This window comes from Lysinibacillus sp. NPDC094403, assembly GCF_050278745.1.
GTDB lineage: Bacteria > Bacillota > Bacilli > Bacillales_A > Planococcaceae > Lysinibacillus.
Window position 1 is genome coordinate 462510 of sequence record NZ_JBNNTL010000002.1, and the last position, 26241, is coordinate 488750.

Here is a 26241-nt window from a genome sequence, read left to right on the forward strand (position 1 = left end):
GGTCAAATACGTCGTTGGGACACTTCTTCTCCTAAAGTAGAAAACTTAGAAAGAGTAGCTGATTACTTTGACGTGTCTGTTGACTATCTGTTAGGGAGAAATAATCAGAAAAGATATTATGATTTAAAAGTTAATACCGAAAGTGATGCTGACAAAAAACTGCAGGGGTTAATATACAAATTAGATGAAGAAGATAAAGGATTATTGATTGCATCTTTAGAAAATTCACTTCTGTTAGCCAAACGATTAGCTAAGAAAAAGCTCAACTGATACGAGTGTCACTCACATTCCTCTTTTTTAGTCAAAAATAGGCTGAAAGTAGTCGGAAAAATCCTTCCACTCAGCCTTTTTTACATTTCCTACTTAAAATCAGCATTATATATTAATCAAAAAAGTTCATCCATCTACTTTTGAGCACACTCTTCATAACCTTTAACGAATGTTCTCTTAACTAAATCTTACTCTGGACACTTATTTACGTTCAGTGCCTGAAGCTAGTTTTGAGTTATCTGGAGGTAATAATTGATCGAGTGCTTCCTGAGAAACAATATCTTTTGCTTCTTGTGGTAGCATTTCTCTTGAAAAACCAGCTAATCGTTTAGTTAGTTCAGGATTTCTTTTAAACCAATTAAAAAGCCTCGTTGAGAACGAAAGAAACCAGTTTTTTCTATTCAACACTTCCAAATGTTCCTTTAAAGCATTGATTTCAGAATGTAACTCAAATATTTCTTTTTCCGATTTATTATTACTATCATTTCTTTCAATAATCGAATCTTTTAGCAATTCTTCTAACTCACTTAATTTATTTTGTAATTCTTCACCCTCTTCTTTTGAAAAGTATTTATCACCTTCATCTCCCATAGAATGTATTTTTTCTTGGAATGATTTTAATATTTCTTCATGTTTTTTTGAATTGTCTCGTAATAGGTGTCTTAGACATTTCAATATGCGTATTATCTATCCATTCACTAATCATATTTAAGAAAGTTTGTTTTTGTGGGCAATCTCTACTTACTGTAAAGGTAATAGTTCCAGGACTAAACTCAGCTACATACCTATCCTTATCTTTATGGATAACTCCTTTAAATTTAAACTTAGGTAAATAAATATATTGAATATGTAAAACTACGCATTCTAAATGATCTTCAGTATTAATATTGAAATCCTCTACTAAAAAATTATTACTTTTTAATTCTTCCTCAACCTCTTGTAAGAATGATAATGTTAAATGAGACAAAAATTTCCCTCCAAATTAATTTTTGAACATTAATTAAAGATTATCATCGATATTTTAACTATCTACTACTATGCACTCTTCAATCCTTATCCCACTTCCATCGTACCTATTGCACAAAATTGATGGTTGTTATCAAATAACAGGTGTTCCCATTATACTATGAGAAATATTTTCTATTAATAGTAATATTGTGTTTATTTGTTTTGACATACCACTTTTTCAGTTCATATTATGGAATTGAGTGCTACAGCATGACTACACATTGTAAAAATAAATAATATTGAATTGAGGTATATAAATGGATTTACAATCAATTAATGATGTTTTAAATGACTTAAGAGAAGCTCACTATAAGATATATGAACTTTCTGTAGAGAATAAAAAAGACATATCTGTTCTAGACCAATCTTTAATTTTCTTATCTAGTAATGCATATTTAGAATTAAAATCGTTGTTATTGTTAATTGAAAATAAAGCTTATCATGGAACTTATAGTTTATGTAGAAGCATATTAGAAAAATTTATTTATATGAAATATATTTTAGAAAAAGATTCTATAAACAGAGCTGAAGACTTTCAATTATCAAATTTTAAATTGAAGGTAGAAATATACGAAAAAACTAAAAAGTTGTATCCAGAAAAAGTACCGCCTATTGATGAGAATGAATTAAATGAATATAAAAAACCATTCATTTCTTCCAAAGATAAATATAAGTGGTATTGCATTAATGGTGCTAATTCAATTTCAAGGTTATTTAAATATTTTAAAGAAAATAAGTATGGATATTACTATATGAAATATAGTGGTGAGACTCACAGCAATGATTCAATTACAAAATTTATAGATACTTTTAGACTTAAAGATGACAAAGAACCGTATGATAATTCAGAAGTTATATACATTGCATTTGAGGCTTTTAGTGATATTTTAAAATTACTAATCGACCACTACAATCTCAAAGAGATATTTACTTCTTTTAATGTTTATAAAGAATATACAATAAAATTATAGAAAAAATGTATTGACTTACTACTTTTTCGATTCCTATCATGAAGCCAAAGTTGAGGACAACGGCTTGGTGCAAAAATGGCTGGCTACGTTTTAAAAACTAACTTAATAGAATCTAAAACATAGACAGCCATTGCATTTTCATGAATCCGTCATTTAAAGTATCCGTATTGTATGCCATTGTTAATGTGAGATTTCTCTCAATACATATAGTTTTCTACTTCTGCCCCCGAAACGTCTTGTAATCAGTCTACATGCCTTCTGAGTGTATCGTAAATGCTAATTCTGCCGTTATGAGAAACCCAACAACAATTACAATGTATTATGTATTCTGCATGACCGTAGCGATTTAGACCTTCCACTCCTCCCTTGATGGTCTGCAGCACCATTCAGATACCAAAGCCACCAAAGGGGATCAATCAATTTCATTTACTTACCTGTTCTTTACCTAAGTAACGTTTATAACCTTACTTTTTTTCGAATCTGCAAATCCCCACTCCCTATTCCACTCAAACACCTGACAACCCAGAACGCTAAACGTTGATTTAATAATGTTTATAGACTATGGTACATATTTCATGATATACTAGTGCCATTGTGAAAAAAGGAGGAACTTGCATGATTCAAGTAAGTAATGTAGGTCTTCGCTATGGCGATCGTAAACTATTTGAAGACGTAAATATAAAATTCACACCGGGGAATTGCTACGGTTTAATCGGAGCAAATGGTGCTGGTAAATCAACATTTTTAAAAATTCTTTCTGGTGAAATTGAAGCTCAAGAAGGTCACGTATCAATGGGTAAGGACGAACGTTTATCAGTCCTTAAACAAAACCACTTTGAATACGATGAATACAATGTATTAGATACAGTTGTTATGGGGAACAAACGTCTTTGGGAAGTAAAAGCTGAAAAAGACGCTATCTATGCAAAAGAAGACTTTTCTGATGAGGATGGCATGCGTGCTGCTGAATTAGAGGGTGAATTCGCTGACCTAAATGGTTGGGAAGCTGACTCAGAAGCAGCAACATTATTAAACGGGTTAGGGATTGGCGACGAGCTTCACTATATGCTAATGGCTGACCTTGAAGGTTCTGACAAAGTCAAAGTATTATTAGCACAAGCTCTATTTGGTAAACCAGACGTTCTATTACTAGATGAGCCTACCAACCACCTTGACTTAAAAGCAATCCAATGGTTAGAAGAATTCTTAATTAACTTTGAAAATACGGTTATTGTCGTATCCCATGACCGTCACTTCTTAAATAAAGTATGTACGCATATCGCGGATTTAGATTTCTCTAAAATCCAATTATATGTTGGTAACTATGACTTCTGGTATGAGTCTAGCCAATTAGCACAAAAAATGATGGCAGACCAAAACAAGAAGAAAGAAGAAAAAATTAAAGAGCTACAAGCATTCGTTGCTCGTTTCTCTGCGAACGCTTCGAAATCAAGCCAAGCGACTTCTCGTAAGAAAATGTTGGATAAAATCGAGCTTGACGACATTAAACCTTCTAGCCGTAAATATCCATTCATCAACTTCCAAACTGGACGTGAAATTGGTAACGATGTGTTAACAGTGGAAGGTCTTACAGCAAGCAATGAAGGCGAAACACTATTTAAAGATATTCGCTTTTCAATGAACAAAGAAGATAAAATCATTTTACTTGGTAATCCAATGGCCAAAACGGCTCTTCTTGATATTTTAATGGATGAAAGAAAAGCAGATGCTGGTACGTTCAAATGGGGCGTAACAACTTCTCAAAGTTACTTTGAAAATGATCACGATAAATACTTCGAAGGTTCAGAGAAATCATTAGTTGAATGGTTACGCCAATACTCTCCTGATGATGAAACAGAAAGCTTCTTACGCGGCTTCTTAGGTCGTATGCTATTCTCTGGTGAGGAAGTAAAGAAATCCCCTTCTGTACTATCAGGGGGAGAAAAAGTACGTTGTATGTTATCTAAAATGATGCTTGCCACAGCAAACGTTATTTTACTAGATGAACCAACGAACCACCTTGACCTTGAATCTATTCAAGCACTTAACGAAGGACTTATGCGCTTCAAAGGTGCGATGCTCTTCACATCTCATGACCATCAGTTCATCCAAACAATTGCGAACCGTGTCATCGAAATCCGTGAAGACGGCACAATTTTAGATAAACTATTAACTTATGATGAATTCCTTGAGTGGAAAGATAGCCAAGGCTTAAACTAATGAACAAAACAGGGTTCTCCTATTCAAAAAGGAGAACCCTGTTTTTTTATAACCAAATATTGCGTGCTTCACTGATTCAATTTACTTTACTTGATAAAAAGCAACAGTGGTAGGTATTTCAAATGTTTCTTTTTTAGTATAAACATTAATGGGTGTTACTGGTTCACTTATTCTCTAGTAAACGTAAAGCCATTAACTATACCATATGTATTAAAATAAGGATATTAGTTCAAAGATTGAACTAATATCCTCTATTAATCATTTAACTTCTCTAGTTTACTATCTCATTTCCTTCGTTGGTCCTAAAACACCTGGTACTGGTAAGCCCGCTTGACGTAGGAGCACCGTCATTTGTCCACGGTGATGTGTTTGATGATCGACCATTACACGTAATAATGCACCTCTAGCTATCGGTCCAGTGAAGCCTTTGACTTCCTCCAGCAAATCTTCATTTGATAGCTTTGCTGCTTCCTCTTTCACACTATTTGCTACATTTTCGTAAGCAGCTACAATTTCAGCAGCTGTAGATGGAATTGGATCTTCTTGACGAATCATTGGCACATTTAAACCTGCTAAATAACTGAAATAACCAGCAGCACCAACTAAATGCCAGCCTAACCAGCCTAGCGTGCTGTGACCTTCTACGATGCTTTGCTCTAACTTTTCATCTGTAACGGCTTTTAATACTTGAAATGTCCCTTGTGCTGATGCTGACCATTCATTTAAAAAATCATCTACATGACGATACATATAAACGCCCCCCATTTTCGTAAGTACATTTCTATCTTATTAAATAAGAGACTTTCTTACAAGTTTCTAACACTAAGTTTACATAATATTATTATTTAATATTCTGCTATAACTATTCAATTCAGTTACTTTTTACATGACTTTCGTAAAAACACGTATACTGATCATAAAATTGTTAAATCATGTATAATAGCCTTTGATATTAAATGGAAAGAGGTATTTTATGTTTTTCCCATTAGAAAAAGGCGATACCATTGGCATTTACTCGCCTTCCAAACCAGCTACAACTATTGCAAAGGCTCGCTATGAACGAGGCAAGGAACGTCTGCAAGCACTCGGCTTTTCGATAAAAGAAGGCACTTTAACTGGAAAAGAAGATTTTTACCGCTCCGGTACACCAAAAGAACGAGCAGAAGAGCTGAATGCCCTACTTCGTGATCCCCACATCAAAATGATCTTACCAACTATGGGTGGTACTAACGCCAATAGTATGCTGCCCTATTTAGACTACGAAGCATTTAAGCAGAATCCCAAAATACTTATAGGGTTGTCTGATGTTACCGCTATACTTCTCGCAATGTATGCAAAAACCGGTATTCCTGTCTTTTATGGACCTTCTGTCGCTTCTACATTTGGTGAATTTCCACCTTTTGTCCATTATACAGAGCAATATTTTAAAGATATGTTTTTACATTCATTATCGTTTCCCTATAACATGCCAATCCCTCCTATTTGGACAGATGACCGACTAAACTGGTTAGAAAAAACGACTGAAAAAACGCAGCATCACAATTCATGGATTACTGTACAACCTGGTATAGCTGAAGGTCGTTTAATAGGTGGAAATATAAATACGATGTACGGCTTTATTGGAACACCTTACTTCCCTCACATAAATCAGGGAGATATTTTACTTCTTGAAGATACATCTAAAACAATTGCTGTTGTTGAGAAAAACTTTGCCATGCTAAAATTACACGGCATTTTCGACAAAGCTTCTGCGATTATTTTAGGTAAACATGAACAATATGATGATTTAGGCACCGGAAGAAAGCCATATGATGTATTGCTAGAGCAGCTCGATGACTGTGCAATTCCTATTATCGCTGATGTTGACTGCTGTCACACTCATCCCCTTCATGCGATGCCCATCGGCTTACGTGTACATGTCAATGCGACTAGTAAAGAGATTACCTTTCTAGAAAACTGGTTTTCCTAACATTCGGATGACAGATTTATAGTTAAAATTTACGAATCACTTCATTGATTACCTGATGTTTTCATGCGGTGCTAAAACTTTTTCCTCGCCGTCTTGGAGTTCAGAAGCTCTAATTCTGCCTCTATGTTACCCAGTTATTACTAAGTAAAGTTTAGCAAAACGAGATATTCATTTGTAGCTTTTGAATAAAGTTCGATTAAGAGTAAGTTGCAAACGCTGATTTTATACAGAAAAAAACCAACTGTTTTGAAACAAAGTTTGATCAAAACAGTTGGTTCTTTATTTATCTAGTTTGATTTTTATAATAAAGATTGATTATTTCTGGATGCGAATCTTCAATTAAAGCACCCGTTCAACAAGGTTTTAGTATTTTTTCAAGTACAATAGGACCAGTTTTCTTTGTCGTTGTATTGACTGTTCGGACTTTGATACGAGTAGGTCGCATTATAGGAGAAACTTCATCTAAATTCCCAGCCCAAATAGTTTCTCCATATTTAGTTAAAGGGGATAATGAGAAAATCCAACTTATTTCCTTCGGAATATATGCTAATACTTCATAACCATCATAATCCCCAAAACTAGATGGTTTTGGTAAATGAAGTGCGTGAACACTGAGACTTGTTCGTTCATCATTAAACTTTCTTTCAATATTATAAATCAGTGCTACTCCTCTGGCATTTTTAGGTACGTTTTTTGTTGGTTCAAGTATTGCTGAACAAGGTGGCAACTCTTCAATTTTATTCTCAGAGTGTGTTTGTGAAGGAAGAATTACTAAAACAAAGATAAGGCTAAAAAGCAATTTTTTCATTTCTGATTCTCCTTAATTTTGTTTAGTATCATTATTCCCCAAAACTCCATATTTATTGTATTTCTATCGTTCCTTGTTGCACTATACTGCTTCGTTAGCACAATAAGAAAAAAGAGTTGCCTGCGCAACTCAATGATTTTCAAGTAAAGCACCCCGTTAGCCATCCATGAAGCGCGGAAATTAGTACTTCACCACAGAAAATGAAAGATGATTAAGTCCTTTCATGGGAGTTTAATAAGGACAGAGATGCTTCTTCAACAATCGCGCCCGATTGTTGAATTAGTTGATAAAATCAAAAATATCAGTTTCTATTGTCCATTCCAAACGTCTTATCCACTCCTGTTGCACTTCTAATGGCGCATTTTTAATCTTATGTAGGATTTTCCATACTTTATAAACACAATAACCCTTTAATGTTTCAGAAGATAAAAAAATAGGGTTATTGGTTTTATATTGTTCAATAAAAACGCTGTTTAATGAATCCGCTTGTTTGGGATAGTGAAGTTTGGTAAACCAGCATACCCAACCTACATCATTTAAAGGGTTCGCCCATTCAGACCACTCCCAATCTAAAACAGTAAGGACGTTATCTTCGGTGTATAATACATTGTGCATTCCATAATCACCATGCGTTAAAACCCAATCCATTTTAGAATCATTGATTTTTTGTAATATCACTTTAGATTTTCTTTTTAGTTCTTCAGGAACAAAATCTAAACTCATTTTTATAGCGTGTAAGTCACATTCTTTTATTCCATTTGAGCTAAAATTATATTTTTTGGAATGTATGTTTTTAGCAAGAGATTTACCTAAACTTTTATATAACTCTTTTATTTTTTCAACATCGTTATCATCAAAAATTGCTTGACCATTTTTCCCTTCTCGGTATTCCATTACTGTTATTTGATTATCATTGGTTTCCAAAAGTTCATAAAATTTTGGTGCTATTCCTGTTTCTTGAATTAATTTCAAACAATTTATTTCATTATAAATATCCTGGCTAAAAGTATTAGCCACTTTAACAACTAATAAAGGATGTGTCCCATCTAATAAATAAGTTGTATTTGTATAACCTCCAGTTAAACGAGTGGGAGAAAAATTACTATATTTATTTTTTAATTGCCTTTTTATTAGTTGTTCTGTCAAAATAACACTTCCAATCCTTCATTTAGTATTTCAATATTGCAACGATAAAAAAAACCTCTTTAAAATAAACAAGAAAAACCCTTTCGGTTCTTAAATCAAGAGGCCATTTCATAAAGAAAGATTCATTTATCATTAAAGAATCGCGCCCTTTAATGGAATAACTAATCATGATTTTAATCTTTAAATTATTGATTCTTCTTTCACTAAAGCCCCACTAGTATAACAAACAAATTTATCATCTCTTTATAGCGAGTTTTATTGATATATTTGTTTGTTCTTTAAAAATACCCCTATTATTAATTTTCAATAATTCTTCTTTTAAATGTTTTTCAAACATTTCAACATTTTCTCCTAAAAATCGTTTAGAACCATAGGAAGTTGAATACAGATTACCAATTATTGAGTCTAAGGTCCATTCTTGCTCATAAGTTGGTAGTTCGAACATTTCCAAATCAAATTTTGAATTCGATATAATTTCTTGATAGCTAACTGTTGGGTGTGAATATGTTGTATTTCCAGCCCTTCTTTCATTTCCATACCATTGTTTAACTACTTCGTTCACTTTCTTTTTCCATGGTAAAAGTTCCTTATTTGGAGAATAATTATCGATTATTGCAATACCACCACCATAGGAAATCATTCCATATAAAGTATCAAGGATCATTTCTCTATCCATCCAGTGAAATGCCTTAGCAATTGTTACAAATCTAAAATTCCCCTCAAATTTTATCTTATATGTATCAAGTTCTCCATTAAACCATTCCAGATTATCTACTCTAAACTCTTTTCCCAAACGAATTGCTTCTTGTATCATTTCAGGTTCTGTATCAATCCCAACTATGCCTTCAAACCAATCAGCGAACCTGAATGCCAATTGTCCAGTACCACACCCTAAATCAAGCATTTGACCTGTACCATTGAGAGAAAACTTATCTATTAAATACCTTATTAAAGATGCTGGATATAAAGGTCTATAGCGTGAATAATACCAAGCTGTTCCCTTGAACAATTCATCACCATAATTTGTCATTAGCAATTCCACCTCTCTAATTAACCTGCTTCTTAAACTAACCTCCGTTAGTTCAATAAAGAAAAAAAGGGCTGACTATGCAACTCATTTTATTGAATTTTGTTGTATAAATTTCAAGTTCATTTCTCAAAAGTCAGATTTATTTTTGTGTAAAGACTCTGTCGTTTTAATGGATAATGGTTATTTGACAACAGCTGTAATAACAATTTCCTTGCTTGCTCAAAGGTTTTATATTCCTGAAAGAAATAATTATAGTTTGCTATCCGGTCTTCAAGAAATTCATATTGATTATAGTATTCAAAAAAAGACTTATATAGCATGTCAATTTGTCCTTGTGGAATTTGATTTGTCATATCTGCTAAAACATAACTTAGCGTTCCAGATATGTTCACACAGTAATAACGAAAATCTTCATAGAAATCCACCTCATCCTCATCGGATAAATTCAAAAATTCTGTTCGAACATCTTCACATATTTTATTAATATCTCTAGTAGGAAATGGCTTTTTTAATTCGGTTTTAATTTCAACTAGTTGTTTTAAAATATCATCCATATTTTCACCTCTATAAGTGTTTCATTTATCTATTTTATCAAATCTGTTTATTAGACAAAGCACAAACCTTTCCAAAGCGTCGTTTTGGGAACCTTTCATTAAAGAATGTTATTCAATAATATGGCCCGATTGTTGAACATTAGTTAGATAACACTATTCAACTAAACTGCCCCGTTAGCCATCCATGAAGCGCGAAAATAAGCTCTTCACCACAGAAAATGAAAGATGGGATTAAGTTCTTTCATGGGAGTACAAGAAGCGATTGCTCTCACTCAATAGTCATACCTTCTCCTGGTAAGATGAAAACACCAATATTTGCATCATGTCAGTCAGATAAAGAATATACAATCACTACTTATGTAATAAAACTGGTTACTGTAAAATAGAAGTTGTAGTTCCATCATTTGTACGATAAGTTCTTAATGAGTAAGTACATTCTAAATATCGCTATACAAAAACGACACGTATGTATTCCTCGTTCTTTAAGCTTTCAAGGTGATGCAATTCGACTTCATCAATAGTGATACGACGGCTTTTTAGTTTTCGGTCATAATCTTCTGCCCAAAACCTAATTAATTCGGCGCTTTGCTCCGGTTTTATATGTTGCTTCAAATAAATTAAAAAGTCCGCTAAAAATTTAGGCCCCCAATCTCCCTCGATGCCGTATACAAAGGGTTTTTCATTATAAAATTCTAAATCATATGGTGGATTATTCCACTGAAATATTTTCAAATGACCAAAAGCCGATTCATCTGGTACATGTAAAATACGTGCATCATCATCCATCAAATGCCACGACTGTGCTGTTGTACTCTCTGTAATTGGATATATTTTTTTCAATTCTCTTACTGTAATTTCAGCAATTCCTGTATAATCAACTGTTTGTAAAGAGCTATTCGCCACGAGTACGGAATATAAAGTCATATGTTTTTCTCCTTAAGCTTTAATAAAATTGATGTTACAAAATTTATCTTACATTAATTTCTAAGCGAAAATACTTTTTCTTTATAAAACATAGGAATCTCTTTTAAAAATGCCCCCCATGATTGGATGTATTTTTTCTTTTTCCGTATCTTTTAATTTGTTTCAGGTGGTTTATTTTACCATATCCATAATGTTTACAATATCATCCAGTATAAATTATCATAAATTTCCAATGAAAAAACCTCATCTATTAAAATCTATAGAGGTGAGATGTTTTTAATCAAACTTTATTACAAATTATCAATCTTTATTACAAATTATCAATCTTTATTATAAATGATCAAACTTTTTTATAAAGCTACATCATTATTAAAAAACACAAAACCCTGAACAGAGGGACATTTTTTAAAGTATCCACTATTCAGGGTTTAGTTCAATTAGGAGATGTCTTAAGATAATCAACAAGCATAATCTAGTATGTAACTGTCAAATCTGTAATAATAGCTGGTTTTTTAAACTCATTTACTTTTTTAAATTCTTTATCAACTAAATGATAATTATAGATACAACGTATTTTAGAAGTTAAACCGTCAAAATTAACTCCTAATATGGTTTCGATACCTAGAACAAAGCAAAAAAGTAGAACACATAGAACGCGTAAAAGAGCTATTTTTAAGTTTGAGTCACAAATCTAATTACACCACAGTTGAAATTTAAGTACATTTATTATATTGTACTATATATTTTCTTTACTACTGATTTTAGAATTGCAATTAACAGGACGATCACGCCATTAATCAGCAGAATGTACCCTATTTGCAAACCATAAAATATTGCAAATGGATCATCAATAATAGCTATTGCTAATAAACTTCCTGCTCCACCAAATACTAAAGTTAAACATAATATTGTTGAGGCGGCTGAATATATACTTTTCTTCTTAAAAAACACAAAAAATCCTATTATGTTAGCAATAATTATAAGAAAATACATAAGTATTTTGAAGAAATCCATTATTTAACTCCCTTTTAAAAAATTATTCGTACTTTTGTTATTTCCTATCTAAATTATACAATAAATAGAAATTTATTTCGCAACGATTTCTTAATAAGAAGTACTTACATCTGACGGTACTATAAAATATTGCTCTCCTTTTTATACTAAAGCAGCAATAATCTTTTCGAAAACAGCCTTATAAAATGATGAATGTTCAGGTTCCAATCATCAATAGTTGGTATATCTTTGCCATACCAATTGACTTACGTATACCTGTCGATGCGACTAATAAGAAGATTAGCTTTCTAGAAAACTGGTTCCTAACATTCGTATAGCCTAGGAACTTCAAGTATAATGAGGGAAAATAGCTGAAAGAGCTTGCTTATGAGTCACCATGAACTTGTACTTTCTCATGCACAATTACTCGTTGACTGTAAACAATACTGAGCCAAAGGACAAACATCAGTAGTCAATCAGACTTGTTGAACATTAAACAATCACAGAGCCGAACTTGCAACAGAAAATTGAATGAGATTCGCTTCACAGGCGTCAATGCTTGGGCGCCTTTCATTTTGAGTAAGGAGGGAGTTTTGATGAACGATATACATAGGTCAACAACAGATGAAGAATTGACGGAAGAAGAATTGATCGACCTTGTCCTCGCTGAACAACAAAAGGCGTTAACCCAAGAACAAGAAGAGCACCAGCAAGGTAAAAAACCTAAAAAACAAAAACCAATTGTCAAATGGATTGTCTGGAGTATGGCATTGGTGTTATTTTTCAATACATTTGCACTTATCTTTCAAATATACTCCATTCCAGCTCTAGAATTTTTGAAGGTGTCTGCTCGTCTATCAGCGCAAGAAGATATAAGAACCTATAAAAAGGCTGTCGTAGAAATCTCCACTGGTACTAGTAAAGGTACTGGTTTTGCGATTTCTTCAGATGGACTTATCGTAACCAATGCACATGTTGTAGAAGATGCTCAATCACTATTCGTCATCTTCCCTGAGGAAGGTTTGATGGGTGCCAAGTTACTGCAAAGTTTCCCAGACGTAGATTTAGCACTATTGCAAGTGACTGGTAATGAATTACCTTCCCTCACGCTTGCAAAAAATCCTAGCTATAGTAAAAATGAGCATGTTTATTTCATCGGTAATCCACTAGCTTTTACGGGCATTGCAAATGAAGGAACTTTAACTTACCTTGAGGATTGGCAGGAACCCGTTATAATGATGAAGGCCCCTGTTTATCGAGGAAATAGTGGAAGTCCTGTCTTAAATGCAGATGGTGAGGTTATCGGAATCATCTTTGCAACGGCAAAAAAAGATCCATATGGTCAAGTCGGTTTGTTTATACCCATTCAGGTGTTACAGCATATAATCAATTATGACTCGGCATAATTGTATCCGGAATCAGCTTTGTGCTTAGGCCAGCAGGATGCAGGTCAGTTAGCCTTTATCGCATGGATGCAATGATGTTAGGCTAACATCCTATTTGAACTCCTTTCCGATTCCGTTACACCCACTGAAAGAAGTTAAATAAATAATTCTCCGAAAAGGTGCTTGTCCTCAAACTAACGAGACAAGCTCTTTATTTTGTTTACATAATAAGATTATATCAAATTGAGAAACTTAACTTTTCAAAACCCATTCATATACCAAGTCACTAGTATTCATATTTTGTAACTCTCAAATGTTCTAAGCATGCAAAAAAAAGGCATCCTACATAAATAGGATGCCTTAATTTAACGAAAGTAATTTTAATTACTGAGAATTAAAGTTTAGTTACGTTAGCAGCTTGTGGTCCGCGGTTGCCATCTACAACTTCGAATTCCACTTTTTGACCTTCGTCAAGAGTTTTGAAACCTTCGCCTTGGATAGCTGAGAAGTGTACGAATACGTCGTTTTCGCCTTCAACTTCGATGAATCCAAAACCTTTTTCTGAGTTAAACCATTTTACTGTACCTTGTTTCATTTAAGAAAACCTCCAAAAAATAAAAGTGAACAATATGTAATTTCTTCAGCGAATGAAAAAAAATTCACATATTACAAAGAGTACCGAACTAACGCGATCACTTTTTGTAATATGTGAATTCATGTTTCCGGTGAAGCAATTAAATTGTTAAACTAAGTATAACTGGCATTCATAATTTTGTCAAATAAAGAAAAAATGTTTTTTTAATTATTTTCAAAATATTTTTTCTATTTATCAGATTTTAAAGTGATAATACCGTGATATATTTGTACATCATCATCACAGGCTTCACAAAAAACGCTTTCATCTTCTGACCAGAAGGCCCAAAATCCACCTTCTTTAGATGCCTCATTTTCATATGTTAATCGGAAGTGCTGCAGTTTTGTTTGTAATGCTGACTCAAATTGCTCTTCCGTTTCAAATGTTTCATTTGTTTGAATAAAAGCCTCCCAGCCCTCAAACTTCCACCAAGGCTCATAATCAGCTTTCATGTAAATGATTGTATACATATATGTCACATTCCCTGCTGTATTAAGATATTTTCATTTTAGCAAACACATTTGAAATGTCTATTAAAACACTCTGTAATATGCTATTATTACCTTATTATTCATTATTTTTGGGAGGTATTTTTTTTATGTTTTCAAGTATTCGACCTAAAGCCGAACTCGATGAATTATTAAAACGTGGTACAAATTTAAATGCAACTGGCCGTTTTAATAAAACACTAGCATTTAATCATTTCAATTCTCAAGATGAAGAGAATTTAAAAGTTCTCTACAAAAAACTTAAAGATATCACGCCTTCAATGAACGCTATTTTTAATAACTATTTAAAGGAAATCTCTCTCTCCTCTCAGCTAACAATTAGTGAAGAAAATATTAATCGATACTTAACTCAATTTTTCTTAGCTACTCGTGATGATGAATATGTAGATGAAACTGTTAAATTTTTCAATTTGTTCAGAAAGAATCAATATGAACCGGGTAAATTAATCGTTGTTTTCAATCAATTTGCATTTTATATTACTACATACATTTTACATAATTTTGGCTTGAAACCTAATAAAGCATTTGAATACATGAAATCTTTCCAATCTGCAGTCAATGTTGATCAAGAATTACTCATTGAAGTATTAACAGAACGTACTATTGAAAATGTAGTCGCTGAAATTTCCTCTTTAATGGATGTCAACGCAAAAATCATGTATATGAAAGATTTAGTATTTAGCTTAGATAAACAAAATGAAGAAATCCAATCCTCTACCGCAGCAACTGAAGAAATTGCCGCTTCTATTAATGAGGTTGCTCGAATGTCTTCCCGTATTTCTGAAAAAACAACTGAATCTGTTGATCATGCTGTACAAGGCAAAAATGCAATTGAGCATGCCCTTTCTGAAATCTTTAAAACCGAAGAGACTTTTACATCGATTGTTGAGTCCTTTTCAGAATTACAAAAGCGGGTAAATGATATCGAAAATGTTGTAACGTTAATAAACCAAATTGCCGATCAAACGAATTTACTTGCTTTGAACGCATCAATTGAGGCTGCACGTGCAGGTGAACATGGTAAAGGCTTCGCCGTAGTTGCGCAGGAAGTTCGAAAACTTGCTGAGGGAACGGTATCAGCGCTTAGTGAAGTAACTACAAATGTACTTCATTTAAAGAACTATTCAAATGATGTTTCAAAGTCGATTACAGAAACGACAGAGATTATTAAAGAAGCAACAGTGGAAGCTAAAGAATCGTTACCATTGTTAAATGCGATAGTTAGTGCCATTGAAGGCATTAATCTGGATGTCACAAATACAGCTGCGATATCACAGGAACAGGCTGCAGCTATTGATGAAGTATCAGCAAGAATGATTGAAATTTCTAACCTTCAGGACGATATTCGCGAATATAGCCATAATACATCTAGTGATATCCACTCATTAGGAAAAGAAATTAATCGTTTCCGAAATGACATTATTGCTAATAATAATGTTCAGCTATCGTCTATAGCACTTTTACAATTATCAAAGGCCGATCATATTTTATGGAAATGGCGAATTTATAATATGTTCCTCGGTCTTGAAACCGTCGAACCAAGTGATGTTTCTTCACATACAGATTGTCGTCTCGGTAAATGGTATACATCTGCTCGCACTGTAGAACGTTTCGGGCACTTGCAAGATTATCGTGAATTAGACGCATATCATTCACGTGTTCATGAATCAGCGAAATTAGCAGCAGAGGCTTATAAGTTTGGGAATATCCAACAGGCTGAAGTTCATTTAAAAGAAGTAGATCAGGCTTCTAAGCAGGTTCTTTATTTTATCAATAATTTAATTGCATATTTAGATAATGAACGTGTTATGCACTAAGCACAAAGGAGGGCTCTTCCCCCCCTTAACTAGTAGGAGGTATTAGCTTGAACAAGCGCGCGCTAATTAAATTTTTCGGTGATGTTTATGGTACTGGCTATCGTTTTTTCATTAAACAAAAAGCGATTGAGCTAGGATTAAAAGGTTACTGTAAACTAAATGGTCAAGAACAAATTGAAGTTGAAGTAGAAGGATCAAAAAAAGCGATTGATGAATTCCTAGTATTTGTTCAAAAGGGTGTTAGCCCTCAAGCAGATTCCAATTCATTTACATTAGAGCTTTTTGATGATTTAAAAGGTTATACACGCATGGAGTCAGACATTATTTAGTCTGACTTCTTTCTTTTTTATAGTGCATTAATATCAAAGTTTATCAAGATTTTCGGCTATTTTTAACATTGAATGAATACGGTTTTTTCTAAAATGACTTTGCTAAGGGCAATTTTATATTTTATTAATTAGGATTGGGTATATTACCCCAGTCCTTTTTATTTTACCTTCCATAAAAAACGCCTGTCGTAGCTAGTGCAAATAATTATTTAGATGCTTTATTATGTCTCTCTAGTGTTGTGTTCAATGCTGCATGTTCTCATTCCACTTTTCATCTATGTTTTATTTAGTTGCTACCGCATTTAAAAGTAATTGTTTGTTGCGATCAGACATTACACGCCATTCTTTAACCGTTACTTTCATTTGCCCACACATCCTTTCAAATATTCGCTTCCAAACACTGTATGCAAGCGTAGACGAATGTAAGACACTTCTACATCAGTTTTATATGCTTTGCAAAAGAATGAGGTAACACAAATTGCTCTAAATACTATAAAAGCGTTATGTATAGCTTTAAATTGCGACATCTCTGATTTAATCGAATACACGCCAAATAATGTTAACAGATTAACATAAACGACAGAAAAAACGCTCAGTCATGTGAGCGTTTTTTTGTGTAATAATTTATTAACTTAATTGAACTAAGCCCCTGTTTAACTGACGAAGGTTATTACGTGTTACCTAAGTATTCTGCAAAATGTAAAAATCCAAATTTCCTCACAAGATAGTTTCTTAATTCGGTCTGAGTAGCTTTTTCTATTGGAGGATTTGTTAGGGCGTATGCTTTGGCATTTAATTCAGCAAATCTATCTTTATCTACTTCATTATGTTCTTTATCTTCAATAATTCCTGAAGTAATTGCGGCTTTTGGATAACCCAGGAAAAATACATATGTTCTTAATGCCATATTTGGTGTTGAATGCAGCAATATAATTACAGCAAAAAAAGAAACAATAATTATAATTTTTTTCTTCAAGACACCACTCCCCCCAATTGACGTTAATAATCTATAAAACATTTTAACATAAATTTCCACTGACCTTCAAAAATTAGTTCGTTTAAAAAAGCGAACTACCTCAGATAAATTATATCCTTTAATCAAATTATTGTAGAAAGGCATAGCACACGCTTTGTGCGCTTTGTCCTTCACAATTAATAGTTCTTTTCACAAAGTTCATTCGATATATCCATAGGACTTCATGTCATACTAAAAGCCACAACTCATAATGAGTGTGACTTTGAAATCCGGATTATAACTCTTCTAAATAGATTGTAACTATGATACTTCTTGGATTGTAAGTAAAAGCTCTTTCACTTACGCCCCTGTAGTTGCCATCTATATTAATTACATCACCAACGTTCGGAATCAAAGCTGATAGAGAGTCGTTGATGTCATACGTCATAATTACATCTCCGTTTTGTTCACAAAAATTAATTGTAATCTGTTCTATATTTTCTCTCATCTTTGTCACCGCCTTCTATACTAATCATAGAACAGGTGGAATCATATGTCATCAGTAGAAATATAAAACACAATAAAAGCCATACGCGTATGTTTATTTTATTTACCATAAAATCACATTGGTAAAAATCACTTATTTCTTATTACAGACCTCAACTTATTGGGGTGATAGTCTACTACATAAGCTAAAATAAAAATAGAAGAATCTTATTAAAATAGATTTAATTAGGAGGTATTTATATGGCTATAAAAGCGATAGAGTTATTTTTTGTAATAGGATCTATTTTTTTCTTTTTGTGATTTCATTTTTTTTAAGAAAAAAAGGTAAAAAAATTTTGTATAGCTTTATAGTTATTATCCTTATAAGCTATGCAGTATTCCTAACTGTTCGTCCGCATATACAGGACGCTAAATATGATAAATATACTCAAATGGTTGAAGAACATTTAGAAAAGAAATACCCTAATGCATCTTGGGAAACTAGTTTTGATAAAGAAGAATTATTAACTACAGCATTTGGATACCAAATAAAAGTTAAATTTGCTGACGAACCAACAGTACTTTATGTATATAAAGTTGAAAATGGTAAAGTCATTCAAGCATATGTATCATATAATGATAATCACCATCAAAATGACGGAAAGTATGTGGAACGAGATTAAAGACTTTTCATAAGATACTAACTATAAGAAAAACAAAAAACTCAACAATACTTATTTGAAAGTAAAATGACTCTGGACATAATACTGGTCAAAACCTCAAAAGCGCAAGAAAATCATTTTTAAAAAAGTTGATTTCTCGCGCTTTTCTGATGTAAAATTTTCTAATATTTACTTATGTCCTTGATTTCTAAAGAAATGGTACAGTAACTTGAATAAAGTGACTGACTGCTGCATATAGCGGACTTTTTTAAACGGGCAAAACGATGGGGCCAGGTTTTATGGAAAAGAGTTTTGTTTCGGTTGTATCTCCTAATTGAAAAGGTTCTATTGCTCAAGCATTGCAACGTTTACCATTTATGTAGCATAAAAAATTAACTATAATGCACGTAGTAGTAAATTTGATATTATTAATAAAAAGAGTAGTATCTTGCTGCTCTTTTCGTTTTTAATAGTTAAGTATAAGAAAAAGCCACACCAATTGGGCTGTGACTTGATATCAATATGTCATTCAGTCATTAATGTCTCAATGGTTTTACGGTTATTACAAATAAGACTATTAGCTTTAAATTTTATACTCGTTGAAAGCATCTGCAACATACTTAATTCATTAGCCAATTTTTCTAATTCAACCAATCCTCCGCTTTGCAAATTACTAATTTCCAACTCAAGTTGTTTCAATGATTTTTGAATGAATTCGATATTTTCCTTGTATTCCTCTAAAATAATTTTAGTATCCAATATCTCAATCTTATTATTAGTGTTTTTTTGCATATGCTGACTCTCCCTTTCTATCTATAAAGTCACCTTTATAGCACAAACTTTGTTACATGAGATATTGAAAAACACTTTAGAACATGAAAGTATCTCAAAATATGGGTTAAATTAACACTATTATAATGTTGTTTAACTTATTTAACAATATTATTTTTATACAATTGAAATAAAAAAGATACACCTTGTTAGATGTATCTTTTTGAAACATTATGGTCTAAATAAATTGCAAATACTCTAGGACATTTCCGAAAGGATCTCTGAAGCTAATAACTTTTCCTGGAGGACAATCCATCGGCCCATCTGCAATGAACTCAACTTTATGTTCTTTTAACTTATTGACTGTTTGATGTATGTCATCTGTTTTTAATGCTAAAACCACACCTAAAGAATCTTTAGGAATCGATTTAGAGTTTTTCGATTCTTCTAAAACTAGAGGTAAATCTCCGTGAACAAGTGTTACGATTTTGGGTCCGTATTGTTTGTTTACTTCAAAACCTAAAACAGTAGTGTAAAACTCAATGGCTTTTTCAATGTTAGGTACATAAATGCTGATCACACAAACTTGACTCATATTTCATCCCCCTATTATTCCGCTATTCCCCTTTTGGGTATATAAAAAACAATAGAATATATGGTAATATTTTTCAACCTATAATCGAGTAGCAGTGGGTGATTCACAAGTATTGATTAAGAGAGCTTTATATAATTTCTTATTCATCACTTATTCACCGAAAGCCAAACAACTTACGAACCTTTTCCTTCTAAGATTACCCATAGATAACCCTTATATTTAGCATTCAGATCAATCATTGAGTATGCATTCACCTTTATGATTAACCATTATCATTTTTCCCTTATCAACTGAAATTTTGAGTGGAAAAATGCTTGAATATTTATCTGAAAAAATCCATCTTCTTCCGGGATGTGCAAGGATAATAAATATCCCTTTATCTCTAACGCCCATAAAATTTAGAAATTTTTCACTTAACGGTTTGTTATCCCTTTCAAATATATGAGCTTTACTTAATTCTTTTCCTGCTTTAAACACATCATCAACTATAAGACCAATTTCACTAATATGCAAAATACTTTTAATAGTAAACGGCTCTGAGCTTTCTTCGTTTATGCCATAACGAGCTATAAATTCTACAATATTCCCTGATGGGTCCTCAAAATATATTGCGTGTGCTGGTAAATGAGAAAAGTTTACCTCATCTTCTCCATCTTCTGTTAAAAGTTGGACTTTGTTTTTTAACCAAAATTTCGCTTCTTCAAATTGGTTTGCTGGAATATTAAAGGCAAAATGATAATATGGTTTGCTTACTGTATCTCTATTCGTGAACTCCAAAATACTAGTACCTGTTTGAATTTGAAAGCTATCTCTAGTTTCAACAATCATAAGAAACCCTAATTTATTAATATAGAATTCTTTCATCGTTTGTAAATTATCAGTTTGTAAAGTAAGGGATTTAATTTTCATTTACAATATTCTCCTATTTCACATGTATTTGTGAAATACTATAATAAAAACAATACCCTTTTACATCAAACTTTCGGCTGAAAATTATTTTTTTTGAAATTAGACTCTTACAGTTTCGACCATGTCCAAACCATCCAAATCATACCACCAATAGTTAATTCTAATTATGTGCTTTTATTTTCCCATTACATTACTTCCTTCTTTGAATAATAAAAGTCTTCCACAATTAATGCAGAAGACATTGGCAAATTTTCATTTAAGAAAAGCTCGTCACTCAGCACTTATCCCTATGAAATGAACTCAATATTTCATTTAGAAAAAAATATCATAACAAGGCTTTCGATGAATCATTGTCGAAATAGTATCTTTAATGAGTTGACAGAAAAGCCATTCTTACATGAAATTTGGGTAGAACTTGTTTAAGGAGATGTCGAATGAAAAAGTTTTTGATAGTTGCGTTAATTATTATGTTGCTTGCACCATTTTGTACAGTACAAATCAAAAAGCAATTATATGTAAAAAGAATCGAAAACTATTTGATCGAAGATATGTCTTATCCGAAGGAAGCTATACTATCTATTGAATGTAAATGGCATTTTGCAGGTCTTCCAAGTTATTGGGTAAACGTAATTTTTTCAGATGAACCAAATGTCGTCTACGTTTATTTTGCACATGATAAAGACAATTTAGGGCAATTTGAGCATCATACAATTGATGGGAAGACCCTTTCGCCAGAACAATTAAATCATTTTAAGTCGTACGATTAAACCTAAAACGGGCGTGATTCGTTCATCGAAATTTAAGCGTATTGAGAAAATAATCTCGAATACGCTTTTTTATAAAAGATAGCGAGGAATTAACAACAGATGAAAAAACAATACTAATGTTTTAAGAAAAAACAAAAAAATTGACTAACAACGTGAGAAGCAATACAAAAAACTCGCGAATTACATTAATCTTGAATACGATATAATGAAATTGATTAACATTTTAACACCCACCCGAGTGTAGATGAAACAGCAATGTCGGACTTCTTTTTCGTCTATCCTATTTTCTTCCTAATAAAACAAAGGTTTTTCTTGTTCTAGTGTAATATCATTGAGAAACTTTACAAATAGCAGTAAAATTTATGTAAGGTTTATTTTTTCATTGAAACTTTATGTCGATTATTTCGTATAAGAATATAGACATATTTAAATGCTAGGAGGAAGAAACATGCTCAGTGTCGGACAGTTTTTCTCTAGACATACCGCTAGCTTCTTAATTTCACTAACAACTGTTTCTATCACAGCAATTGCGGCAAATCCAGGATTCTTCCTTGGTGGTTTATTATTTGCTGGAACATACGCGTCGAGTGCAGTGTTGATGAAACATAGACAAAAAAAGAAATTCATGCAAATAGCAGGTATAACAAAAGAAGAATACAAACATATTGAAACCCAACTTAAAGCAGCCAATAAAAACATTCAAACATTAAGTCAAAACTACTTACGTGTACGCTCTGTTTCTGCATTTAAGCAATTACTCGAAATGACACGTATTTCAAAAAATATCGTGAAAGTTGTTAAAACAGATCCACGAAAATTTTATAATGTTGAAGAGTTTTTCTATGCACATCTACCTTCCGCTGTCGAATTAACGGATAAATATACGATGTTATCGAAGCAGCCTGTGAAGGACAAGGAAATCCAGCTTACATTATCAAAAACAAGAGAAACACTTTCTGATTTAAATGATACGATTCAAATTGATTTAAAGGATGCGCTTTCCAACGATATCGACCATCTTCAAATGGAAATCGAATTTGCGAATCGTTCCAATATAAGAAGAAAAGAACAATTGGAATGGCGAGGCGATGATAAGTGACAGCAAATAATCACGCATTTCAACTAAATACATTACAAGGTATTTCCCCTCTTGTGCAATCTTATTTAGAAACTACAAATAATGAGGCGATGGCGACGTATGAAACGCTATCGCCTCTTGCACAAAGTCGTGCACTTCTTTATGCTAGTCAACTTGACCTGACAAACTTCGAGTCCGTCCTGTCTTTAGGGCAAGATTCACAGCGTGAACTTTCTCAATTTGCGGACCGAATGCTTGCACAAGTAAAACAGAAAGACGTCACAAAAATTGGCCAAATGTTAGACTCATTAATGCAAACGTTAGACCGTGTGGACCCTAACGCATTAGAACCAAAAAAACAGTCTTTTTTTAAAAAAATGTTTGGGAAAATTGAGCCTACTGTTAAGCAAACCTTAACGGAGTTTGAACGTATTAGTATCCACGTAGAACGAATTGGTGTTCAGCTTGAACGTGCACAGCTTCAAATGATTAGAGATGTAGAAATGCTAGAAGGACTTTATGCACATAATAGAGGATTCTTTGAGGAGTTAGCGACTGCTATTGCAGCAGGACAAATGAAGAAGCAGCAAGCCATTGAAGTTGAACTTCCTGAAAAGGTGACTAGTGTACAGGTATCTAAACAGCCACTAGCTATTCAACAGCTTAATGATTTTGTCGCCCAGATCGAACGTCTAGATCAACGTATATATGACTTACAAGTATCGCAGCAAGTTGCCTTACAAACTGCGCCACAAATACGCATGATTCAGCAATCCAATCAAACGCTTGCAGAAAAAATCGAATTTTCAATCGTTACCCTTATTCCACTTTGGAAAAATCAGTTGGCCATGATGTTATCCATGCAAATGGATCATCACTATGCGCAGCTAGAGGAGAGATTATCTCGTACAAATGATCGTTTTACTAGCCCCTCCTTTGAACAGCAAGTATCAAAATTCAAAGATACACAGCAAGAGCTTAAGACAGCTATCAAAGACGTCTTTGCCCTTCATACAGCTACAGAGCATGAAAAACAGCAGCTACAGGATGTAGCTGAATTAAAGACTTTTAAGAATGGGTAATATCGTTTTTCCAACAAACAAGGGTGGCTCAGAAATCATCTGAACCACCCTTTGATTTTCATTGAAGGCCATTGAATGAAAATCAAGCCTCCGGCGAATGTCACGGATTTTAAAAGGAATGAATAAAGGATGTTAGCCTAAATCCTTCGCATCTTGCGAAAACGGCTAATTGACCTGCATCGATAAAAACGCCACGTCCTATGGCATTACCGAAATGACCGACGTCGTGTCGGCCCTCGTGCAGACCTAGGCACAATTCAAAATCCGGACGCATTGTTTATCTGTGCGAAAGAGTAGTGCTAACGTAGCGACAGCAACAATTACGCCAAGGCGAAATTGATTTACTCACTTATTCGAAATATTCTTTATAGTAACCACCAATATTACCAGTGTTATCGATAATAAAAATGAATTCTTCTGTTTCATTTTTCACATCATATTGTTTCCCTACTGTTAATACGTTTGAAACTAAATATTTTGATGCATTTGTATGCTTACAAGTTACTGTACGTACAGTTGGAGCATCTTTCCATTTTAAATGTAACATAATCTCTCTACCTCTCTTTACTAGCACGAAGCTAATGTCTAATGCTTATTTTATAATATTTTTGAACTTTTGTGGAGAAAAAAACCATAGAAGACCATATTTTCTCCGTAACTATACGTTTTTTAACCAAATCATTACTAAAAATTTTTCATTTCGAGGTGTTATTATGAGCTTTGGTGGTGTACCGCAATGGTTTTTTATCCTTGCCGTGGCATTTGCAATTTGCTTTGTTTTATATGCAGAATGGAATTCTAGAAAATAAGTGAGCCCATTAATTTGGACTCACTTTTTTAGGTATTATAACCAAACTCATAACCTTATTTATTTTAATGTTCGTTTTAAAAACTCTTTTGTCCGTTCATGCTGAGGATTTACTAAAACCTGTGATGGTGGCCCTTCCTCTACAATAACACCTTTGTCCATAAAGACAACGCGATCTGCTACTTCTTTAGCAAATTCCATTTCATGAGTAACAATTAACATCGTATTCCCTGCATCTGCTAGTTGACGCATTACCTTCAACACTTCACCAACCATTTCTGGGTCAAGGGCTGACGTCGGTTCATCAAAAAGCATTACATCTGGGCTCATTGACAATGCTCGCGCAATCGCTACACGCTGTTTTTGACCGCCAGATAGCTGCCGTGGCTTCGCATTGACGTATTGATCCATGCCTACAATTTGCAAATATTTTAAAGCAACTTCGTCTGATTCTGCCTTCGAACGTTTTAGTACTTTCATTTGACCAACTGTACAATTTTTTAGCACATTATGATTGTTGAATAAGTTAAATTGCTGGAATACCATGCCTAAATGTGTACGGTATTCTTGGATATTATGCTTTTCGTCTAAAATGTTTTCGCCTTTGTAAATAATTTGACCGCCACTTGGTGTTTCCAGTAAATTAATGCAGCGTAGTAGTGTTGATTTACCTGATCCGGAAGAACCGATTAAGCAGACAACCTCGCCCTTTTCTACTTGGAAATTTACATCCTTTAACACTTGGTTACGCCCAAATGATTTACTTAAATGCTCTATTTTAATAACTGTCATTTGTTCGCCCCCCTACACTGCTTCTTTCTGTTCTTTTTGATATGCATCTGGTCCATCCAGTCGTTTCTCTATATACAGTAAAATTCTCGATGCTGTGAAAGTCATGATGAAATAAAGGACACAAGCTATAAAGAAGGATTCGAAATAGCGGAAGTTATTACCTGCAATTGACTTTGTTTGGAAGTATAATTCCGTAACCCCGATAACGTTTAATACTGCTGTATCTTTAATATTCATAATTAATTGGTTACCTGTTGCAGGCAATATATTTCGTGCAACTTGCGGTAATACAATGTTAAGCATAATTTGAAAATGATTCATACCAATTGCCGATGCAGCCTCGTACTGGCCATTATCAATGGAAACAATACCCCCACGCACGATTTCAGCCATATAAGCACCTGTATTTAGTGAAACAACTAAAATACCAGCCGTAATAAAGTGCATATCAATGCCAAATGCCATATCTAATCCGTAAAATACAACCATTGCTTGTACAATCATTGGTGTACCACGGAAGAATTCAACATAGCATGTTAGTAAAAAATTAATGAGCTTTAAGCTATAGAATTTTACACCCTTTTTACGAACCTTGATGGTATGCATAATTCCGATAAAAAATCCGATAAGTGCACCAATAATTGTACTACTAATTGAAATAAGTAATGTAAAATACGCACCTCTTAAAAACATTTGCCAGTTGTTCTCAACAATAGAAATAATCCAATCCAGACTCATGATGTTCCTCCTAACAACGTCGTGTTGCTTG

At 33.3% G+C, this 26241-nt stretch carries 30 protein-coding genes and 2 pseudogenes; 13 read left to right on the plus strand and 19 right to left on the minus strand.

Features of this window, described 5'->3' with window-relative positions:
* Positions 1–72: 72 nt before the first annotated feature.
* Positions 73–270, plus strand: coding sequence for a hypothetical protein (locus ACQKMV_RS06510; RefSeq protein WP_427502978.1), 198 nt, complete (start codon positions 73–75; stop codon positions 268–270).
* 201 nt (positions 271–471) lie between these two features.
* Here the strand turns inward: ACQKMV_RS06510 and ACQKMV_RS06515 are convergent, their stop codons facing one another.
* Both ACQKMV_RS06515 and ACQKMV_RS06520 read right to left on the minus strand, forming a co-directional pair.
* Complete coding sequence (locus ACQKMV_RS06515; protein ID WP_427502979.1) at positions 472–861, minus strand: hypothetical protein; 390 nt, start codon at positions 859–861, stop codon at positions 472–474.
* Between the two features lie 37 nt (positions 862–898).
* The gene (locus tag ACQKMV_RS06520) at positions 899–1237 is read right to left on the minus strand and encodes a hypothetical protein (RefSeq protein WP_427502980.1); all 339 of its coding nucleotides are present in this window, start codon (positions 1235–1237) and stop codon (positions 899–901) included.
* Between the two features lie 298 nt (positions 1238–1535).
* Here ACQKMV_RS06520 and ACQKMV_RS06525 point away from each other — a divergent pair, with 298 nt between their 5' ends.
* Positions 1536–2249, plus strand: coding sequence for a DUF5677 domain-containing protein (locus tag ACQKMV_RS06525; protein ID WP_427502982.1), 714 nt, complete (start codon positions 1536–1538; stop codon positions 2247–2249).
* A gap of 615 nt (positions 2250–2864) precedes the next feature.
* A complete protein-coding gene (locus ACQKMV_RS06530) occupies positions 2865–4469 on the plus strand; it encodes an ABC-F family ATP-binding cassette domain-containing protein (protein ID WP_427502983.1) in 1605 nt (534 codons plus the stop codon).
* A gap of 279 nt (positions 4470–4748) precedes the next feature.
* Here ACQKMV_RS06530 and ACQKMV_RS06535 read toward each other — a convergent pair whose 3' ends face one another.
* Entirely contained in the window at positions 4749–5219 is a 471-nt protein-coding gene (locus tag ACQKMV_RS06535) for a DinB family protein (protein WP_427502984.1), read from the minus strand.
* A gap of 223 nt (positions 5220–5442) precedes the next feature.
* Here ACQKMV_RS06535 and ACQKMV_RS06540 point away from each other — a divergent pair, with 223 nt between their 5' ends.
* Entirely contained in the window at positions 5443–6438 is a 996-nt protein-coding gene (locus ACQKMV_RS06540; RefSeq protein WP_427502985.1) for a S66 family peptidase, read from the plus strand.
* A gap of 352 nt (positions 6439–6790) precedes the next feature.
* Here ACQKMV_RS06540 and ACQKMV_RS06545 read toward each other — a convergent pair whose 3' ends face one another.
* From ACQKMV_RS06545 to ACQKMV_RS06565, 5 genes are all read right to left on the minus strand, one after another.
* The gene (locus tag ACQKMV_RS06545; protein WP_427502986.1) at positions 6791–7246 is read right to left on the minus strand and encodes a hypothetical protein; all 456 of its coding nucleotides are present in this window, start codon (positions 7244–7246) and stop codon (positions 6791–6793) included.
* A gap of 279 nt (positions 7247–7525) precedes the next feature.
* Positions 7526–8392, minus strand: coding sequence for a phosphotransferase family protein (locus ACQKMV_RS06550; RefSeq protein ID WP_427502988.1), 867 nt, complete (start codon positions 8390–8392; stop codon positions 7526–7528).
* 235 nt (positions 8393–8627) lie between these two features.
* Entirely contained in the window at positions 8628–9422 is a 795-nt protein-coding gene (locus ACQKMV_RS06555) for a class I SAM-dependent methyltransferase (protein WP_427502989.1), read from the minus strand.
* 119 nt (positions 9423–9541) lie between these two features.
* A complete protein-coding gene (locus ACQKMV_RS06560; protein WP_427502990.1) occupies positions 9542–9976 on the minus strand; it encodes a YxiJ family protein in 435 nt (144 codons plus the stop codon).
* Positions 9977–10423: 447 nt separating this feature from the next.
* Positions 10424–10900 (minus strand): hypothetical protein, encoded by a 477-nt coding sequence (locus ACQKMV_RS06565; protein ID WP_427502991.1) that lies wholly within the window; start codon positions 10898–10900, stop codon positions 10424–10426.
* Positions 10901–11503: 603 nt separating this feature from the next.
* Here ACQKMV_RS06565 and ACQKMV_RS06570 point away from each other — a divergent pair.
* Positions 11504–11617: pseudogene (locus tag ACQKMV_RS06570) on the plus strand (IS1595 family transposase); the annotation flags it as partial.
* Between the two features lie 9 nt (positions 11618–11626).
* Here ACQKMV_RS06570 and ACQKMV_RS06575 read toward each other — a convergent pair.
* On the minus strand, positions 11627–11914 hold the full coding sequence (locus ACQKMV_RS06575) for a 3-isopropylmalate dehydrogenase (RefSeq protein WP_427502992.1): 288 nt from the start codon (positions 11912–11914) through the stop codon (positions 11627–11629).
* Between the two features lie 575 nt (positions 11915–12489).
* Here ACQKMV_RS06575 and ACQKMV_RS06580 point away from each other — a divergent pair.
* Entirely contained in the window at positions 12490–13299 is an 810-nt protein-coding gene (locus tag ACQKMV_RS06580; RefSeq protein ID WP_427502993.1) for a S1C family serine protease, read from the plus strand.
* 373 nt (positions 13300–13672) lie between these two features.
* Here ACQKMV_RS06580 and ACQKMV_RS06585 read toward each other — a convergent pair whose 3' ends face one another.
* A complete protein-coding gene (locus ACQKMV_RS06585; RefSeq protein WP_004230088.1) occupies positions 13673–13873 on the minus strand; it encodes a cold-shock protein in 201 nt (66 codons plus the stop codon).
* Between the two features lie 227 nt (positions 13874–14100).
* Positions 14101–14382 carry a DUF1033 family protein gene (locus ACQKMV_RS06590; RefSeq protein WP_427502994.1) on the minus strand — a complete coding sequence of 94 codons (282 nt, stop codon included), beginning with the start codon at positions 14380–14382 and terminating at the stop codon, positions 14101–14103.
* A 128-nt stretch (positions 14383–14510) separates the two neighbouring features.
* On the opposite strand from ACQKMV_RS06590, the gene ACQKMV_RS06595 reads away from it, so the two are divergent.
* From ACQKMV_RS06595 to ACQKMV_RS06605, 3 genes and pseudogenes are all read left to right on the plus strand, one after another.
* Positions 14511–16238, plus strand: coding sequence for a methyl-accepting chemotaxis protein (locus tag ACQKMV_RS06595; RefSeq protein WP_427502995.1), 1728 nt, complete (start codon positions 14511–14513; stop codon positions 16236–16238).
* Positions 16239–16285: 47 nt separating this feature from the next.
* On the plus strand, positions 16286–16567 hold the full coding sequence (locus tag ACQKMV_RS06600; RefSeq protein WP_427502997.1) for an acylphosphatase: 282 nt from the start codon (positions 16286–16288) through the stop codon (positions 16565–16567).
* Positions 16568–17011: 444 nt separating this feature from the next.
* Positions 17012–17143, plus strand: a pseudogene (locus ACQKMV_RS06605) (helix-turn-helix domain-containing protein); the annotation flags it as partial.
* Between the two features lie 94 nt (positions 17144–17237).
* Here ACQKMV_RS06605 and ACQKMV_RS06610 read toward each other — a convergent pair.
* Together ACQKMV_RS06610 and ACQKMV_RS06615 are read right to left on the minus strand one after the other, a co-directional pair.
* Positions 17238–17543: a hypothetical protein gene (locus tag ACQKMV_RS06610; RefSeq protein ID WP_427502999.1), complete on the minus strand. Its 306-nt coding sequence runs from the start codon at positions 17541–17543 to the stop codon at positions 17238–17240.
* Positions 17544–17817: 274 nt separating this feature from the next.
* Entirely contained in the window at positions 17818–18030 is a 213-nt protein-coding gene (locus ACQKMV_RS06615; protein ID WP_427503001.1) for a hypothetical protein, read from the minus strand.
* Between the two features lie 295 nt (positions 18031–18325).
* Between ACQKMV_RS06615 and ACQKMV_RS06620 the strand changes: the two genes are divergently transcribed.
* A complete protein-coding gene (locus ACQKMV_RS06620; RefSeq protein ID WP_427503002.1) occupies positions 18326–18691 on the plus strand; it encodes a hypothetical protein in 366 nt (121 codons plus the stop codon).
* 504 nt (positions 18692–19195) lie between these two features.
* Here ACQKMV_RS06620 and ACQKMV_RS06625 read toward each other — a convergent pair.
* From ACQKMV_RS06625 to ACQKMV_RS06635, 3 genes are all read right to left on the minus strand, one after another.
* Positions 19196–19462: a hypothetical protein gene (locus ACQKMV_RS06625; protein WP_427503003.1), complete on the minus strand. Its 267-nt coding sequence runs from the start codon at positions 19460–19462 to the stop codon at positions 19196–19198.
* Between the two features lie 217 nt (positions 19463–19679).
* Positions 19680–20036 carry a VOC family protein gene (locus ACQKMV_RS06630; RefSeq protein WP_427503004.1) on the minus strand — a complete coding sequence of 119 codons (357 nt, stop codon included), beginning with the start codon at positions 20034–20036 and terminating at the stop codon, positions 19680–19682.
* 231 nt (positions 20037–20267) lie between these two features.
* Entirely contained in the window at positions 20268–20945 is a 678-nt protein-coding gene (locus ACQKMV_RS06635) for a VOC family protein (protein WP_427503005.1), read from the minus strand.
* Positions 20946–21379: 434 nt separating this feature from the next.
* Between ACQKMV_RS06635 and ACQKMV_RS06640 the strand changes: the two genes are divergently transcribed.
* From ACQKMV_RS06640 to ACQKMV_RS06650, 3 genes are all read left to right on the plus strand, one after another.
* The gene (locus ACQKMV_RS06640) at positions 21380–21712 is read left to right on the plus strand and encodes a DUF3139 domain-containing protein (RefSeq protein WP_427503006.1); all 333 of its coding nucleotides are present in this window, start codon (positions 21380–21382) and stop codon (positions 21710–21712) included.
* A gap of 448 nt (positions 21713–22160) precedes the next feature.
* Complete coding sequence (locus ACQKMV_RS06645) at positions 22161–22811, plus strand: 5-bromo-4-chloroindolyl phosphate hydrolysis family protein (protein WP_427503007.1); 651 nt, start codon at positions 22161–22163, stop codon at positions 22809–22811.
* On the plus strand, positions 22808–23872 hold the full coding sequence (locus ACQKMV_RS06650; RefSeq protein WP_427503008.1) for a toxic anion resistance protein: 1065 nt from the start codon (positions 22808–22810) through the stop codon (positions 23870–23872). Before ACQKMV_RS06645 ends, ACQKMV_RS06650 begins: the two co-directional genes overlap by 4 nt.
* Before the next feature lie 349 nt (positions 23873–24221).
* Here ACQKMV_RS06650 and ACQKMV_RS06655 read toward each other — a convergent pair whose 3' ends face one another.
* The 3 genes from ACQKMV_RS06655 to ACQKMV_RS06665 form a co-directional block, all read right to left on the minus strand.
* Positions 24222–24419 carry a DUF6501 family protein gene (locus ACQKMV_RS06655; RefSeq protein ID WP_427424317.1) on the minus strand — a complete coding sequence of 66 codons (198 nt, stop codon included), beginning with the start codon at positions 24417–24419 and terminating at the stop codon, positions 24222–24224.
* Between the two features lie 321 nt (positions 24420–24740).
* Entirely contained in the window at positions 24741–25472 is a 732-nt protein-coding gene (locus tag ACQKMV_RS06660; RefSeq protein ID WP_427503010.1) for an amino acid ABC transporter ATP-binding protein, read from the minus strand.
* Between the two features lie 12 nt (positions 25473–25484).
* Positions 25485–26210 carry an amino acid ABC transporter permease gene (locus ACQKMV_RS06665; RefSeq protein WP_427424315.1) on the minus strand — a complete coding sequence of 242 codons (726 nt, stop codon included), beginning with the start codon at positions 26208–26210 and terminating at the stop codon, positions 25485–25487.
* Between the last annotated feature and the right edge of the window lie 31 nt (positions 26211–26241).